Below are 16,174 nucleotides of genomic sequence, written 5' to 3'. Positions count from 1 at the left end.
TATCTTAAAATTCTTTCAAAAAAACCAAAGAAAAGTCTATAAGAGTTGAAAAAAGCTTATGGAAAGTATAGAATATTACTATGGGATGAGTCTATCCAGACCATTCCAAATATAAAAAAGAAAGGAGGGGAAAAAGATGAATCGAAAAATAAGGATACTCGTTTTATTCTTGATGCTGGCCCTATTTACAGGAAGCCAAGTCTATGCTCAAGACCAAGATGGTTCACTTCCAGCTCCTAAGGAAGAAGGAATCCTTGCAGAGTCATCTTTCCAAGAAGAATCCCCCAAAGCGCAAGCTAGAGAAGAGGTTAAAAACTCGGAGGGAGGACAAGGAAAGGAAGAAGCAAATCTTCCCCCAGACCAAGCTGAGGAAGCGAAGGAAGAAGAGTCTGTAGCCAAAACTAAAGAGGAAACTGGCCAGGAAGATCTACAAAAGGAAAATCTAGACCAAACTCCTCCGGCTCAAGCTCCTTCAGCTCAAGCTCCAAAAGAAGAAGCCTTGGAAGGTCCGGTAAAACCGGCCCAAGCAAGTCCAGCCTCGACAGAGCCAGCTGTTGGCGAAAATGAGACCAAAAAATCGGAAGATCCGAAAGAAGGTACCGGTACAAAACCGGAAGACAAAAAAGAAACGCCACAAGTTGACCCTAAAAAGGATGAAGACTTAAGCGACTTGCAAGGAAAAATCAAGGCTGAGAAAGATCCTAAGAAAAAAGCGGCACTTCAAAAGGAATACAATGAAAAGCTCTTTAAGAAGATTGAAGAAACTGGAGCAGATAAGCTTAACAAGGAAGTCTTGGACCGCTTTACTGATGCAGGTAGAACAAAAGAGTTCTATCAAATTCAAGCAGAATATGAAGCACTTAAAAAGAAAGCCAAGGAAGGGAAGTTAACCCAGAAAGAAGTGGATGACTTCAACCAAAAAGTTGGAAGTTTTACACCACCTCGCAAGTTGGATGAGGATGAGAAAGGTGCATTAGACAAACTTCAAGAAACACCTTATGTACCTGGAATTGCAGACAATTCTACTGATGAGGCAAAGAAGCTATATAAAGCTTATGAAGATGCAAAAAAAGCTTTAGAAGATGCACTAAATCCTGAAAATCCTCGGACAACAGATGCTAAAACATTGCAAGATTTGGTTGATGCTTTCAAGAAGGCAGAAACTAATCTTACAGAAGCAATTAAAAATGGCAAAGTGGATCCAAAGTACACTGAAGGAAGTCCAGAAATATCAATATTTCCTTTAGATAATAATGGAAAAGCTGGAAAAGAACTTACAGATGATACCTACTACATTCCTGATGCTACAGACTTTAAACTTTTATTCCAAGTAAATAAAGATAAAGAAGAGCAAGGAAAGAAATTTAAGTTTACAATTAAAAACTTAAAAAATGTAGGCGATGTATCAGTACCAGACCCAAGCTTAAGTAATTTAGTATTTTTGAATGGCAAGGCAGTTGAACTTCAAAAAGATGAGACTACTGGTGAATATTATTTTGAAACAACAGCAGACCAAAACTTTGGTATAGCTCAATTGAAGTTCAATATGAAGGGCTTTAAAGCAGCCTTCCACGAAGGCTTTGAACTAACGCTTGAAGGAACAGATGCCAAAACAGTTACAAAGAAATTCTTAATCACTAAGAAGGGCTACGAAAACGAAACAGACCTTAGTGGTATCGGTAGTCATGATAAAGATAATCCACAAGAAGATGTTGATGCGGGAAAGACTCAAGATGGTATCGTTGATGGCAATACTGATAAGGTGTTTGATTTCTTTACAATTCTTAAGAAGTCAGATGCTTACATTGATAAAGTTATTGTGAACTCACCTAATGGAGATTCACTTCCACTTTCATCAGTAGACATCACCATCACTGCACCAAAGAACTTCGATGGTAACTTTGCAGACTTTATCCACAAGTCAGGACTTAACTACCATGACAATGGTGACGGAACGTATACCTTAAAATTAGACTTGCAAAAGTTTAATAAGGATGAAAAGTTTAAAGTTGATCAAGATGGAACATTAAAATATGATGGAAAAGCTATCGATAAAGAAACACTTACAAATGTAATCTTAGAATCGAAAGATGGCAAAAGTTATATTGATGGAGATGGAAACGCACATGATGTAGCAACAAAAACTGTTCTTGAAGGTACACTTGGCACAGGAGCTGATGCAGTAACTTATCAAGTAAGACTTAGTGATGATAAGCATCAAGCGCAAAGCCTTTGGAAAAAGAATGCTGATGGTTCTTACGAAAAGGTCGGAGACTTTAAAGATGGAAAAGTTATCACTAAAGAAAAAACTTACGAACTTCGTGGTAATGAGCTTATTTCATATACATCTGAAAAAGATGTTTATGAAGGTAATGTTTCTAATAAAACTGAAGATGGAAAAACAGAAGCCGATCCTACAGTTACACCAACCTTTGAAGGTAAACAAGTTACAGTCACAGAAGAAGGCAAGGATGGCATTTCCTATGGTGGAACCATCGTAGAAGATAAAATCTTCCAAAAAATTGGTGACAAAGATCTTAAATACCTGATTAATCAAGATGGATTAAAAGGTGAAAAAGAAGCTTGGATTGACGGAACTGGAAAAAAAGTAGATAAGCCAACAGAAGATCAAAAGAAAAACTTGAAGAGAGTCGAAAATGCAGTCTTTAAAGACGGACATATTGTTGATGGTTTAGTCTACAAAGAAGGCTTAATGCTCATTGACAAGTTTGGTCGTCCAATGAAGGACATTACCGTAACAAAAGAATCTGATGGCAAAAATTATAAGTTTATCCACGCCAAGAAAAAAGACAAGAATGGCAATGATGCTGTAGTTAAAACCCAAACAACAGATCCTACAACTGGATGTACAGGTTCTTATGATGGTAGAATCATCCATGTAGATACAAATGAAACATCAATCTTTGTTAACAACAAAAACTACGTTGAAAAAAATGATCCAAAAAAATTCGAATCAATTATTAGTAAGTACTACTACGATGGTACAAAATTTGTTGAAGCTAAAGATGATGTTATTGGCGATAAATTCTATGAAGGATTAACAAGAGGTTCTCTAGTAAGAAAACTTGTAGAAATCTATACAAAAGATAAGAAAGACTACGTTGTAGATGAAAAAACTCAAAGATACTACGGAAGCACAAACAAAGCCGATTACTATGAACTTAATGGCCGTGTTTACGTTAAAAAAGGTAACGACAAAGACACTTATCTTATGAGCGCTGATGGCAAAGAAGCAAAAGTTATTGCGCCATTCGATATTCAAAAAGTGATCCAAACTTTAGGCAAGGATGACAAAGCAAAAAAAGTCATCACTGATGAAAAGAATATCTTTGACGCAGTGCAAAATGCAAAATTTGCTTTTAGATTCCCAGGCTTCTTAGCTGGCAAGGATGTTGTTTACAATATCCATGCTGATGTACAAGCCAAGTATCTGGCTCCAAATCATTTGTATGATCCAAAAGATCCAAACAGTAAAGAGTTTGAAGAAAAATCAATCTTTAAAAATGAAGATGGAATTGAACTTGAAACGAAAACTGTTGACAAGTACTTTACTTTAAAGATAAAGGAAAGCGGAAAGACATTATTCTTCAAGGACGCTCCAAAGGAATTTAAAGACATTCCAGACTATAACTTCTTTAACATCTTCTACAGAGATTCTGATCATATACAAAGAGATCAACTTCTTAAACCTTTATTAGAAGCAAAAGCTGCTTATGATAAGAAATCTGAAGAAGAAAAGAAAAATGTTGATGAAGCTACTAAAAAACAACTAGCGATACTTGATAAGATTCAAAAAGAACTTGCAAAACGCTTTGATGGAGCACAATTTGTTTTAAATGGAAAAACAGTTGAAATCCAAAAAGAAGGCAAGAAAGTTGAATTAGACCGTACACTTCTTTGGGAAATCGGCTTTAATAATAGCGATGGAGTTTTATTCCCAGAGGACAGAGACACATCTATTGTCGTAGAAGACTACAACATGGACAACCGTCTAGTTTATGATGAAATCATCATCAACGATACAGTTGAAAAATGGAATGAAGCGAAGAAAAAAGCTGAAGATGAACAAAAAGAATTCAAAGGCACTGACCAATATTTCTTCTTAGACCAACTTGCTAACATCCGCCTTGGCGTAAGCAGGGGCTATGTAGATGGTGAATTTATAGCTGTTGGAAAAGAGTGGAAAATCACTAAAGAACAAATTGAAGAAGCTCTAAAAACTAGCAATGAAGGAACAATTGAAATTGACAACGATGGAAATAAGGTTACTGTAAAAGTGACTCGTGACAGTGACAAGGGTCAAATTCGGATTAAGGTTATCAATGCTTTCTATAAGAAGAACGATTCTTATGATAGCAATGATAAGAATTCTAATAAATTCTCAAGCCCTGTCCAAGAAGCTTACAAGGACCAACTTGAAAAGTTCAAGAAAGATGCAGAAAGTTTTACAGTTGAAGAAAAAGAAGATGCTCAAGCAACAAAAGATGCCTTTAAAGAATCTTTTAAAGATTTTATCAAGAAAACCTATGATGAAACAACAGACTGTTACGGCACTCTAACTCATATGTTTAATGAATTACTTGAAAATGTTAAAACTGAAGGAAAAACAGTTCAAGAAGTAAAGCAAGAATTAGAGAAAATTAAAAACAAGATGTCTGAAGAAATGGGTAAGATGGCTCTAGCTTATCTTGACGAAAGCAAAGGCACTTACAAGTTTGACGATATGCGCTTTAATGCCATTCGTGTAGAATTAAAACCAAACATCACAATTGGCGGTGCAATCACACCACAAAAGACTAAGAAGTTTGGCATTACAGCAGTTATCGTTCCTGATGTTGAAATTCCACATACCGATGAATTTGGCAAGCCTTTGACAAACAAAGATATGTATGTCAACAAGGAAGTCAGAGATATCTTGGCAAATGGAATTACAAAAGATGGTAAGAAAACTGAGTACAAAGTTTCAGATTTAAAAAATGAAGAAAAGTTCATTGAAATCATGACTGAAGCTTACAAGAGAGTTAACGAAGCCATTGAAAAAGGCACAATTAAAATTGTTGACCTTGTTGAATTCAAAGATGGTAAATACACTGCTAAAAAAGGCGGAGACTTAGGAGACAAAGATCTAGCCATTGACGGTAAGCCACTTGAAAGCAAAAAGGGTGGCACAATCAATCCTTGGTATATCTTAACAGAAAAAGATGGTATTAAATCTTTAGAAGAACTTGCAGGATCTGCAGATGAAGATACAAAGAATGCTATAGCCAAATTTAAGGAAAAAGAAATTGACCTTATGGGCTACTATATGCTTGAACAAGGTTATAACAGAGCATTCTTTAAAAACTTTGCTCAATACAAGTTACCAAAGAAAGAACAAGGTCCTGGCATCTTTGGAGAAGATAATAACTGGAAGCATAAATTATGTCATCCTGGAATTATCGGTCAATGTATCGAAAGTGCTGGCGGAGACAATAAGCCAGGTGCTGACGGGGATAAGGATAAGGATGAAGCTGGATTTAAAAACGATGCCGAAATCACAATTGATTATCCAAGTACAGATGACACACTTGACGAAGAACATCCAAAAGTAGATAAGAATTCTAACAAGGATGATGCTATTGATATTAGTGAAAAAGATAAAGATGGTAAGGAAAAAGATCAAAAGATTGATTTCACAATTGATGTCAGCGTCAACCAAATGACAAAGACAGATAAGGATCTTTATGATATCAAGCAAGGTAAAACACCTAGTACTAAACCAGAGGACTATGAAAACGGTCACTATAAGTACAAGAAAGATACCTTGATTATGGATATTCTGCCAAATATCTTTAAGCTAGCTGGTGGTACAAAACTTAATCTAACAGTTAATGCAGAAGCCTTAAAGAAGGGCGGAGTCAACGCTGAAATCTTTAAAGATGAAAATGCTGTTAATGCATGGAAAAAAGGCATTGAATACAAGTATGTTGAAGACTTAGAAGCTTATCTAAAAACTTTAACTGGCGACAGACAAAAAGTTTTACAAAAAGCATATGATGAAGCTCTTAAAGAAGGCAGAATTAAAAAAGGCGAAAAGGTTCAAGCTGTTCTTGCTTGGCTACCAGAATTCCTTGCTCCAAGGGGAAGTGCAAAACATTTCACATTTGAACTAAAAGATGTTTTAGTTGACAAGAAAGAATTTAAAGACTACCTTGACAATGGTCACGGTGAAACTTACACCAACCATGCTGTCTTTGGGGACAAGGGAAAAGTTTACTTTGCAAGTACCAATGTTACTATCAAAAAAGACAAGAGTGGTAAAGTTGATAAATTCTTAAGAATCTATGATAAAGATGGCAAACCTGTTAACGAAGGTAATGCAAAAGAATGGTTTGAAGGTAATGCAGAGCTTAAGTTTGGTGACAAATTTGATTATAAGTTAAGATACAATAATCATATTCCAACCCAAGAAACAGGTAAAACAGGCTTGATGGTTTCAGAATTTAGTATTGCTGACCAATTTGCTGGAGTAGAAAAAGGTTTAAGGCCCGTGTTAAATGGTTTTGTTCAAGTACAAAAAGGTTATGAAGGTAAATACACCATCAAGTACACTATAAACGGAGAAGATTATACGAAAGAGCAAATCGAGCAACAAGGACTTAAACTAAAAGACGTTACTAAGATTAGTATTGAAACTGATAAGGATCGTTTGGCTAGTGGTGATCATCGTGACTTTATTCTACCAATGATGATTCCAGAACTTGATGCAAAAATCAAAGATGGAAAAGTTGTTTATATTGGCACAGATGGTAAAGAACATGAGCTTGGGGATGCAGATAAATTCTTTAATTTAAAGAGTTTAGTCGACCCAAGTGCAGAAATGGCTTTTGAAAACAAGGTTGGAGATTCTAACACAGTTACTGTCTATCTTGAAAAGAACCGTTTCATCAGATTATTCAAAGAATTCTTTGATGCCAATGGTGAGGAAATCAAGAAAGACCGGCCTGAAATGAAGTTTGACATCTATCAATATCAAACAGATAAAGATGGCAATCCGATAAAGGATGAAAATGGAAATATCATAAAGGTAAAGGTTCTTGACAAAGACGGCAAACCTCTACAACTTGTGGTCAATGAAAAGAACAATTTTACAGATATGAAGAGTAACCTACCATTATTCAAGAAAACAATAAGTTTTAATGAAAATGGAGAGGCCATCGAAACAGTTACAAACTACAAGTATGAACTGGTAGAAAATGATGCTAGTGGTTATGATGTTAAATTTGAAGTTCTTGACAATGGTAAGGATCAATTAGGTTTTGTCATCAAGGCTAAGAATACTGAAAAGCCTGAAAGACCACCCCACAATCCACCGGAAGAACCGGAAACTCCACCGGAAACACCACCGGAAGAACCGGAAACTCCACCAGAAACTCCACCAGAAAGGCCTGAAAAGCCAGATTATCCTCAAGATAATCCACCCCATAGTCCTAACAAACCTTGGGGTCCCAACAACCTGCCCAAGACAGGTCTTGTGGAAGATTTAGGCCTTGTATACTTGAGTGGACTGGCTCTTGTGGGTCTAGTTCTCTTGAGAAAAAGATATTTTCTAGACTAGGAGGATGAGCTATGAAAGGGAAAAGACTGATAATCAATAGTTTAATCATTCTTGTGGCGATCTTTTTTGCCTACAAGACCCTTTCCTACCTGCGACTCCAAGTAGATGAAAAAAAGTCAATGGAGGCCTATTCTGGTCTTCGGACCCAAGCTCTTTCCAAGGGCTCGGGATCTCAAGACGGGGGCTTGGACTTAACCAGCCTCCGGGCCATAAATCCAGACATTTTTGCCTGGATCCGGTCCCAGGATGGGGCCATTGACTATCCCCTGGTCCAAGCTGGAGATAACGACCGTTACCTCCACACTGGGGCCAACGGGGAGAGAAATGCCCTAGGGGCGATTTTTATGGACTATCGGAATGGGTCTTTAGAGGATCCCTTTATTCTGATCTATGGCCATATGATGAAAAATGACTTGATGTTTGGGTCCTTGAAGTCTTTCAAGACCCAGCCCAAGAGTCTGGAATTTTACCTGGACACGGGGGACAAGACCATCAAGACCAGGGCGGTTTTGGCCGGGATTCTTTCCGGGGAAACCATCCTGGACCCCAGGGATTTCTCTACATATGAAAAAAGACAAGATTTTTACCGGCTCTTGCAAAAAGAAGCGGTCTATGACCCGGGCTATGACTTGCAGCCCCAGGACCAAATCATCAACCTGGTAACCTGCACCTATGAAAGGGCCAACCTCCGGCTTTTTATCTTGACGGTAGTGGAGGAATCTTAAACCATCCCTTGAGGGATGGTTTTCTTTTGCCTTTGGGGGCCTTGAAAATATGTGGATTAAGTGGTAGTATTATTAGTGGTTTAAAGACTGGCCCCTAGGGGGCCTTGTATGAAACGATAGAAAAAAATGGAGGGAAAAATGGGTTTTATTGAAGAATTAAAAAGTAAAGTTTCTGCACAATGTCCAAGCATTGTCTTCCCAGAAGGTGAAGATGAACGGATTTTAGGTGCTTGTGTTCGTTTAAAAGAAGAAAAAATTCTGGCACCTGTTGTTTTAGGAAACATTGACGAAATTAAAAAAACAGCCCAAGAAAAGGGCTTAAACATTGATGACCTTGCTGTGATTGATCCCCTAAACTATGACGACATTGACGCCTTGGCAGATGCCTTTGTAGAACGTCGTAAGGGAAAAATCGACAAGGAAGGCGCCTTGGAAATGTTAAAGAATCCAAACTATTTTGGAACTCTTTTGGTTTACACTGGCCGGGCTGCCGGTATGGTTTCCGGTGCTGTTCACACAACTGGGGAAACAGTAAAACCTGCCCTTCAAATTATTAAGACCAAGGAAGGTTTTAAACGGACCAGCGGTCTTTTCGTCATGCTTAGAGGGGACGAACAATACCTGATGAGTGACTGTGCCATCAACCTGGAAATGGATGCTCCAACCATGGCTGAAGTGGCTGTCATTACAGACATGACTGGAAAACAATTTGGCATGGATCCCCATGTTGCTATGTTGTCTTTCTCCACTAAGGGATCTGCTAAGTCAGATGAAGTAACTATGGTTCAAGAAGCAACTGCCCTAGTGAAAGAAAACCATCCTGAAATCAAGATTGATGGGGAACTTCAATTTGATGCAGCTTTTGTTGATACAGTTGCCAAGAAAAAAGCACCGGGCAGCCCAGTTGCAGGCCGTGCAAATACCTTTATTTTCCCAAATCTTGCAGCTGGAAACATTGGCTACAAAATCGCCCAAAGATTTGGTGGATTTGAAGCCATTGGGCCAATCCTTCAAGGTTTGAACCATCCTGTAAATGACTTGTCCAGAGGATGTAACGAAGACGAAGTTTACTCCTTAAGTATTATTACAGCTGCCCAAGCAATCCTATAAGTATTTGCGATTGAAAAGGCCTTCAGCTTTCTGAAGGTCTTTTTTTAATAGAAGGGAGGATCAATGGAAAAGATAGTGGATTATTTAAGGGGGTATCCCTCTGTCCTGGTGGCTTTTTCCGGGGGAGTGGATTCCAGCCTTTTGATGGACCTGGCTGTAGAGGCCCTGGGCCGGGACCGGGTCCTGGGGGTTTTTATGGAGATGGCCTTCCAAAGTCAAGAGGACAGGCACTTTGTCCTGGAGGAGGCGAAAAAAAGACAGTGGCCCCTGGAAGTGGTCCAAGTGGATTTTCAGGACCTTCCAGACCGGGTCTTGGCCAATCCGGAAAATCGCTGCTATTGGTGCAAAAAAATGATCTTCGAGAAGTTTTTGGACTTGGCCCGGGAAAGGAATCTGGCCCTTGTATGTGACGGGAGCAACCTGGATGACTTGGGAGACTACCGACCTGGCCGCCAAGCCTTAAAAGAACTAGGGGTGGTCAGTCCCTTTTTGGCCTGTGGCTGGACCAAGGCCCAAATCAGGCAAGAGGCCAAGGCCCGGGGGCTGGTGGCTTGGAACCGGCCCAGCGATGCCTGCCTGGCCAGTCGGATCTATCCCAACCAGCCCATTAAAGCTGGGGACCTAAGACGGATTGAAGCCGGGGAGGCTTATTTAAGGGGCCTGGGTTTTAACCATGTCCGGCTCAGGACTTTAGGGGCCAAGGCTTCTTTGGAAGTGGAGGCCAGTCAAGTGGCCCGGGCCCAGGACTTATTGGGCTCCATCAGGGAAGACTTAAAAAAGTATGGCTATGACCAAGTGGATATCGACCCCAGGGGTTACCGGCAGGGGTCTTTAAACAAGGAGAAGAAATGAACTTACAATTGGAAGCTTTTGCGGGAATTAGTGGAAATATGTTTTTGGCCCTGCTCTTGGACCTAGGCGCCCGGGAGGAGGTCCTTCGGCAGGAATTGGCCAAGGTGGACTTTGACGGCTATGACATCCGGGTCAGCCACTTGGAAAAAAAGGGGATTTATTCCTGCTATCTAGATGTGGTCTGCTTAGACCAGCACCATGACCACCATCACGACCATGACCACCACCATGGTCATCGGAGCCTAAAAACCATCCTGGACCTAATTGACCGGTCGGACCTTAAGGACCGGGTCAAGGAGGATGCCAAAAACCTCTTTATCCTTTTAGGGAAAAGTGAGGCCAAGATCCACCACAAGCCCTTGGAGGAGGTCCACTTCCATGAAGTGGGGGCCACGGATTCTTTGGTGGATATGATTGGGGCGGCTATTTTAATGGATGACCTGGGTCTTGAGTCTTTTTCCTTTACCAAGCCCAATGTAGGGGATGGTTTTGTTCCCTGTGCCCATGGCCTCTATCCTGTGCCAGCTCCAGCCACCCAAGATATTCTCTTACAGGCCGGCATTCCCTTTCAAAAGGGGCCTGTAGAGGCTGAGTTGGTGACGCCTACTGGAGCCTGTATCCTGGCCTACTATGGCCGCTATAGGTCCTCTGGGTCCTTTCAAGGGGGCCGGGTGGGCTATGGAGCCGGTAGCCGGGACCTGGACATCCCCAATGTTTTAAGGGGGATCTTGGGGGCCCAAGAAGGGTCTGGGACCATCTACCAGCTGGACTGTAACCTGGATGATATGATGGGAGAGGACCTGGCCTATTGTATGGACAAGCTCTTTGACTTGGGGGCCTTGGATGTTTGGTTTAGCCCCATCTATATGAAGAAAAACCGGCCGGGCCATTTGCTTTCTGTCTTGGTGAAGGAGGACCTCTTAGAGGGGGCCCGGGACCTGGTCTGGACCCACACCACCAGCCTGGGTTTGCGCTACTATCCTGTGGACCGCTATGAGAGGGAAAGAAAGCTGGAGACTTTTGCCAGTTCTTTTGGTCCTTTAGGGGTCAAGGTCTTTGACGGGGGCTATAGTTTCGAGTATGAGGATTTGAAGAAAATTGCAGACCGGGAGGGCATGAGTCTTTTGGACCTGCGAAAGAGAGTGGAAAGGGAATACCATGGCTAAATATTATGCAGTACGCCAGGGCCGGGTCCCTGGGATTTACAGGTCTTGGCCTGACTGCCAGGACCAGGTCCGGGGCTTTAAGGGGGCCCAGTTTAAGAGTTTTAAAACAGAGGAGGATGCCCAGGCCTACCTGGCTGGGGGGCCCCAGGGCAATCCAGGCCGGGAGGCTCTGACCCAGGCTCCAGATCCGGACACCCTAGTGGCCTATGTAGACGGGTCCTACCGTCAGGAGGATGCCTCCTATTCTTTTGGGGTCTATTGCCTTTTCGGAGATGGGGACCAGGCGGAGTGGTCTGGACGTTTTCACAAGGACGAGGCATCTTCTATGCGGAATGTGGCTGGAGAAATTTACGGGGCCATGGAGGCCATGAAGTTTGCACAAAAAAAGGGGATGAGTAAACTCATCCTCCATTATGACTATGCCGGGATTTGCCATTGGGCCCTGGGAGATTGGAAAAGGAACAAGGTCCAAACCCAGGCCTACCACGATTTTTACCAGTCCATCAAGGACCAGGTCCAGGTGGACTTTGTCAAGGTAGAGGCCCATACCGGGGTAGCCGGCAATGAACGAGCCGACCAATTGGCCAAGGAAGCGGACTTTATCCTTCCTGACCAGGATTGATTTGTTCCAAGTGGACCCCATTTTTTTCAAAAAGGTCCAGGGCGTAGTCGTCCACCCGGTAGGCATTTTTATAGTAAATTTTTTCGATGCCAGCCTGGATTAGGGCCTTGGAACAGTTGAGACAGGGGAAGTGGGTGACATAGGCGGTGCAACCCTTGACGGGGATTCCCTCCTTGGCACAGTACAAGAGGGCATTCATTTCTGCGTGGATGGTGGCAATACAGTGACCATCTCGCATGGTATGGCCCACTTCGGAGCAGTGGGGGTTGCCGGCAACAGACCCGTTATAGCCTGTAGAGACAATCCGGTGGTCCTTGTTGACCAAGACGCAGCCCACAAAGGCTCGGTCACAGGTGGACCGACTGGCCACCATTTCGGTAATTTCCATAAAATATTCATTCCAACTCTTACGCATAATATCCTCTCCTTTTAGGAATATTATAACAGAAAATGGGTATGATTATAGGGAAAGAAAGAATAGAAAGGAGACAAAATGAAAAAAACAATGCAAGAATTTAAAGAGTTTATTGCTCAAGGCAATGTCATAGACATGGCCATCGGGGTTATCATAGGAGGGGCCTTTGGTAAGATTGTGGCCTCTTTAGTTGATGACATTATCATGCCTCTAGTGGGCTTGCTTATTGGAGGGATTGACTTTAGCAATCTCTATGTGGCTTTAGACGGGAAGTCCTATCCAAATATTGAAGCTGCCAAGGAGGCTACAGCAGTCTTGGCCTATGGAAGTTTCATCCAAAATATTGTCAACTTCCTTATTATTGCCTTTGTTATCTTTATTACCTTAAAGAAAATCCTGGCTGCACCGAAACGCTTTAAAAAGGAAGAAGTGGCAGAGCCTACAACAAAAACCTGTCCTTATTGCTTAAGCGAAGTCCCCTTAAAAGCTAGCCGTTGTCCCCACTGTACCAGCCAATTAACAGCTGATGAGGTCCATGAGGGCTAGGGATATTTTTCAAAATCGGCAGGCGGAGCCCCTATTTTTGGAAAACCGACATGCCGTTTTGATTCCCATCATCCAGGTCCAGGGGGAACCCCGGATCTTATTTGAAAAAAGGGCGGCAAGCTTAAAGACCCAACCTGGAGAAATTTCCTTTCCCGGTGGCTCCATCGAAGAAGGGGAAAGTGCCCAAGAGGCTGCCCTAAGAGAATGTATGGAGGAGTTAAACCTGGATGAGTCCCACTTGGAAATTTACGGAGAAACAGACTATGTCATCCGGCGGGATGGTCGGTCTGTTCGGGCTTTTGTAGGGGAAATCCAAGGGATTGACCTAGAGGATATTCGGCCCAATCCCCGGGAGGTGGACCATGTTTTTGCGGTTCCTCTGGACTTTTTCTTCAAGGAAAAACCCCGGGCCTATGACCTGGGAACTTACTTGGAAGTTCCGGAATCCTTTCCCTTCCAGGCCATTCCAGGAGGTAGGGACTATCCCTGGACCTTGACTAAGGAGAGGATTTATTTTTACTATTGGCAGGACTATGTCATCTGGGGGATGACGGCGGGCCTAACCCTAGGTCTTGTGCAAATCTTAAAAGCCAATGGAAATATAGGGTCTGTCACTAAATTGTAATAATTAAATAAGAAGCTTCAAATCTGCATGGATACTAGGTTTAGCCATGCAGATTTTCTTTTTCATCTTAAAAAATAGATCTTTCATTGACAAAAAGAAACAAAAAGGTTACAATAAGACTTGTGAAAATTACAAAAGTAACAAATTAGTAACAAATTATACAAGATTGTAATCAAATTATTGGAGGTGTCTATAAAACATGAATTGGCGCAAAAGACTCAGCCTGGTATCCATGGCTGGCCTATTAACTGTTACGCCATTGTTAACAGGTTTTATTGATGAAAAAGTAAATATACAATTTAACGGAAGCCAAAAAGAAATTAGCCTAAAGGGCCAAACTTTGGCAGATGCTTTAAAAGAAGAGGGAATTCTAGTAGATGACAAGACTTGGGTAAGTCCTGAACTTACAACTTCTCTGGAAGACCTAGACGACAAGGAAATTGTGGTTTCTCAAGAAAGAGACCGGGTTTTAATTGTCGACGGACAAATTAAACGAGTTCGGGTTGCTGGAGATACAGCTCTAGGAATTTTAGGTGCAGCAGGTGTCTACATAGAAGACCAAGACCAAGTTCTTCCAGCAAGAGACCAAGTGGTTCCCCTGGGAACAGTGATCCAAGTCACTACCCACCGGACCAGCAAGAGTGTCCAAACTAGAGAAATTCCTTTCACTAAGGAAACAGTGGAAACCGACCAACTCTACAAGGGAGAAAGCAAGGTCATCCAAAAGGGGATTAACGGAATCATTAATGACCAAGTGGAAGTGACAAAAATTGCTGGTCAAGTTACAGGAACCATGGTAACAGCTAGTCAAGTGGTTCAAGAAATGCGTCCTGAAATTAGCCAAGTAGGGACCAAGGAAAGACCAAAAACATCCACTTATTCCAAGGTGAATTTTGAAGGAAAAAAAGTCCTTAAGAAGATAGTTATGCAGGCAACAGCCTATGACCCTACAGCTGGTTCTAAAACAGCCATGGGAACCCGGGCAAGAATTGGTGCCGTAGCTGTAGACCCCAGAGTGATTCCTCTTGGAAGCAAGCTCTACATTGAAAGTGCTGATGGTTTTCCAACCTACGGTTATGCTGTAGCAGAAGATACTGGTGGAGCCATTAAGGGAAGAAGAATCGACCTTTTCTACGGGTCCAATGCTGAGGCTAGACGCTTCGGTCGTAGAAATGTTGTTGTTTATGTATTAGAAAATTAAGAAGCGGTGGGAAACCACCGTTTTTTTTATGGAAAGATTTTACCTATTGAAATCTAGGAAATGGGGTATAAGTAGACTAGAAAGAGGTGAGTCTATGTTTAAACGTATTTTGATTCCCATCGATGGGTCTAAGGCATCTGAAAAGAGCATCCAGGCGGCTCGGGAACTAGGGGAAAAGTTCCAGTCCGACCTTATTGTCCTGACGGTTATTCCGGAAGTCAGTATTTTTGAGCAATATCCATCTAACTTTCCCTATAGCATGGAAGTGTCCAAGGCCAACCAGGAAAGGGCAGACTTTATCCTTGAAGATGTGGAAAAAAGCTTAAAGGACTACCCCTATGGTCTTGAAACCCTCTACACCACCGGTAGTGCCTCTCAAGAAATTGAAGAAGTGGCCATGGAAAAAGAAGTGGACTTGATTGTCATGGGGAACCGGGGCCTAGGGGCCTTTTCCAGGACCCTCCTGGGCAGTGTTTCCTCCAAGGTTCTGAACCAATCCAAGGTTTCTGTCCTGGTGGTTAAGTCAAAAGAAGATTAAATGAAAAAAGTGCTGGATTCAGATCCAAGCACTTTTTTAATGGGCGGGCATAAAAAAAGAGAGCCCATGGGCTCTCTTTGCCGAATTACATATTCTTAGAATAGAATTCAACGATTAATTGGTCTTCAATTTCTACTGGAATGTCTTCACGGTTGATTTCAGCAGAGAAGGTTGCTTTTAGGTCCTTGTCCTTGCTGATGTAAGGATAGGAAGTTACGAAGTTAGTTTCGTAGTTGTCTTTAAATAAGTCAACTTTTTTTCCTCTTGGTGCTAAAGCAACTTCGTCGCCAACGCTTAAACGGTAGGATGGAATATCTACTTTTTTACCATTTACAAGCATGTGTCCATGAGTTACCATTTGACGAGCTTGACGGATGGAAGAAGCAAATCCCATGCGGTAGGTCATGTTGTCTAAACGAGTTTCAAGGATTTTAACCAGGGCTGGACCTGTTTGTTCCTTGGATTTCTTTGCTTCTAGGAAGTAGTTAACAAATTGTTTTTCCATAACGCCGTAGTAAGCACGAAGACGTTGTTTTTCTAGTAATTGCTTACCATATTCAGTTAATTTCTTGTCTGAACGAGCAGTTCCCTTTACGGCACGTTTCATAGCCTTTGGATGCCCGCATACATTTAACCCCAATCTTCTAGATTCTTTAAAACGGGGTCCCATCATCTTTGCCATTAAATTTTCATCTCCTATAAATTTTCTGCCGCGATAATTTATAAGCCATGAAGCATTATACACTATTTGGGGCC

The 16,174-nt window shown here is 41.7% G+C and carries 12 protein-coding genes; 10 read left to right on the top strand and 2 right to left on the bottom strand.

Annotated features, from left to right (window positions below):
- Positions 1–136 precede the first annotated feature (136 nt).
- From CS898_RS09820 to CS898_RS03645, 6 genes are all read left to right on the top strand, one after another.
- Positions 137–7,618 carry a hypothetical protein gene (locus CS898_RS09820; protein WP_099208136.1) on the top strand — a complete coding sequence of 2,494 codons (7,482 nt, stop codon included), beginning with the start codon at positions 137–139 and terminating at the stop codon, positions 7,616–7,618.
- Positions 7,619–7,629: 11 nt separating this feature from the next.
- On the top strand, positions 7,630–8,343 hold the full coding sequence (locus CS898_RS03665) for a class B sortase (protein ID WP_099208135.1): 714 nt from the start codon (positions 7,630–7,632) through the stop codon (positions 8,341–8,343).
- 138 nt (positions 8,344–8,481) lie between these two features.
- Complete coding sequence (gene pta / locus CS898_RS03660) at positions 8,482–9,453, top strand: phosphate acetyltransferase (RefSeq protein ID WP_099208134.1); 972 nt, start codon at positions 8,482–8,484, stop codon at positions 9,451–9,453.
- A 63-nt stretch (positions 9,454–9,516) separates the two neighbouring features.
- Complete coding sequence (gene larE, locus CS898_RS03655) at positions 9,517–10,305, top strand: ATP-dependent sacrificial sulfur transferase LarE (RefSeq protein WP_099208133.1); 789 nt, start codon at positions 9,517–9,519, stop codon at positions 10,303–10,305.
- The gene (gene larC / locus CS898_RS03650; RefSeq protein ID WP_099208132.1) at positions 10,302–11,471 is read left to right on the top strand and encodes a nickel pincer cofactor biosynthesis protein LarC; all 1,170 of its coding nucleotides are present in this window, start codon (positions 10,302–10,304) and stop codon (positions 11,469–11,471) included. The genes larE and larC overlap by 4 nt, the downstream gene beginning before the upstream one ends.
- The gene (locus CS898_RS03645; RefSeq protein ID WP_099208131.1) at positions 11,464–12,093 is read left to right on the top strand and encodes a ribonuclease H1 domain-containing protein; all 630 of its coding nucleotides are present in this window, start codon (positions 11,464–11,466) and stop codon (positions 12,091–12,093) included. Before larC ends, CS898_RS03645 begins: the two co-directional genes overlap by 8 nt.
- On the opposite strand, the gene CS898_RS03640 is transcribed toward CS898_RS03645, so the two are convergent.
- Complete coding sequence (locus CS898_RS03640; protein ID WP_034437570.1) at positions 12,071–12,508, bottom strand: deoxycytidylate deaminase; 438 nt, start codon at positions 12,506–12,508, stop codon at positions 12,071–12,073. The genes CS898_RS03645 and CS898_RS03640 overlap by 23 nt on opposite strands.
- A gap of 78 nt (positions 12,509–12,586) precedes the next feature.
- On the opposite strand from CS898_RS03640, the gene mscL reads away from it, so the two are divergent.
- The 4 genes from mscL (at position 12,587) to CS898_RS03620 (ending at position 15,418) form a co-directional block, all read left to right on the top strand.
- The gene (gene mscL / locus CS898_RS03635) at positions 12,587–13,054 is read left to right on the top strand and encodes a large-conductance mechanosensitive channel protein MscL (RefSeq protein ID WP_099208130.1); all 468 of its coding nucleotides are present in this window, start codon (positions 12,587–12,589) and stop codon (positions 13,052–13,054) included.
- 37 nt (positions 13,055–13,091) lie between these two features.
- Positions 13,092–13,679, top strand: a complete 588-nt coding sequence (locus tag CS898_RS03630; RefSeq protein WP_159459115.1) for an NUDIX hydrolase — start codon at positions 13,092–13,094, stop codon at positions 13,677–13,679.
- Between the two features lie 199 nt (positions 13,680–13,878).
- Positions 13,879–14,880: a resuscitation-promoting factor gene (locus CS898_RS03625; RefSeq protein WP_234976013.1), complete on the top strand. Its 1,002-nt coding sequence runs from the start codon at positions 13,879–13,881 to the stop codon at positions 14,878–14,880.
- Between the two features lie 94 nt (positions 14,881–14,974).
- Positions 14,975–15,418, top strand: coding sequence for a universal stress protein (locus CS898_RS03620; protein ID WP_009430124.1), 444 nt, complete (start codon positions 14,975–14,977; stop codon positions 15,416–15,418).
- An 85-nt stretch (positions 15,419–15,503) separates the two neighbouring features.
- Here the strand turns inward: CS898_RS03620 and rpsD are convergent, their stop codons facing one another.
- Positions 15,504–16,100 (bottom strand): 30S ribosomal protein S4, encoded by a 597-nt coding sequence (gene rpsD, locus CS898_RS03615; protein WP_009431533.1) that lies wholly within the window; start codon positions 16,098–16,100, stop codon positions 15,504–15,506.
- Positions 16,101–16,174: the final 74 nt, after the last annotated feature.

Origin of the sequence: Urinicoccus timonensis (genome assembly GCF_900232945.1) — a bacterium.
GTDB lineage: Bacteria > Bacillota > Clostridia > Tissierellales > Peptoniphilaceae > Urinicoccus > Urinicoccus timonensis.
This window is presented reverse-complemented; position numbering and strand designations above follow the sequence as displayed.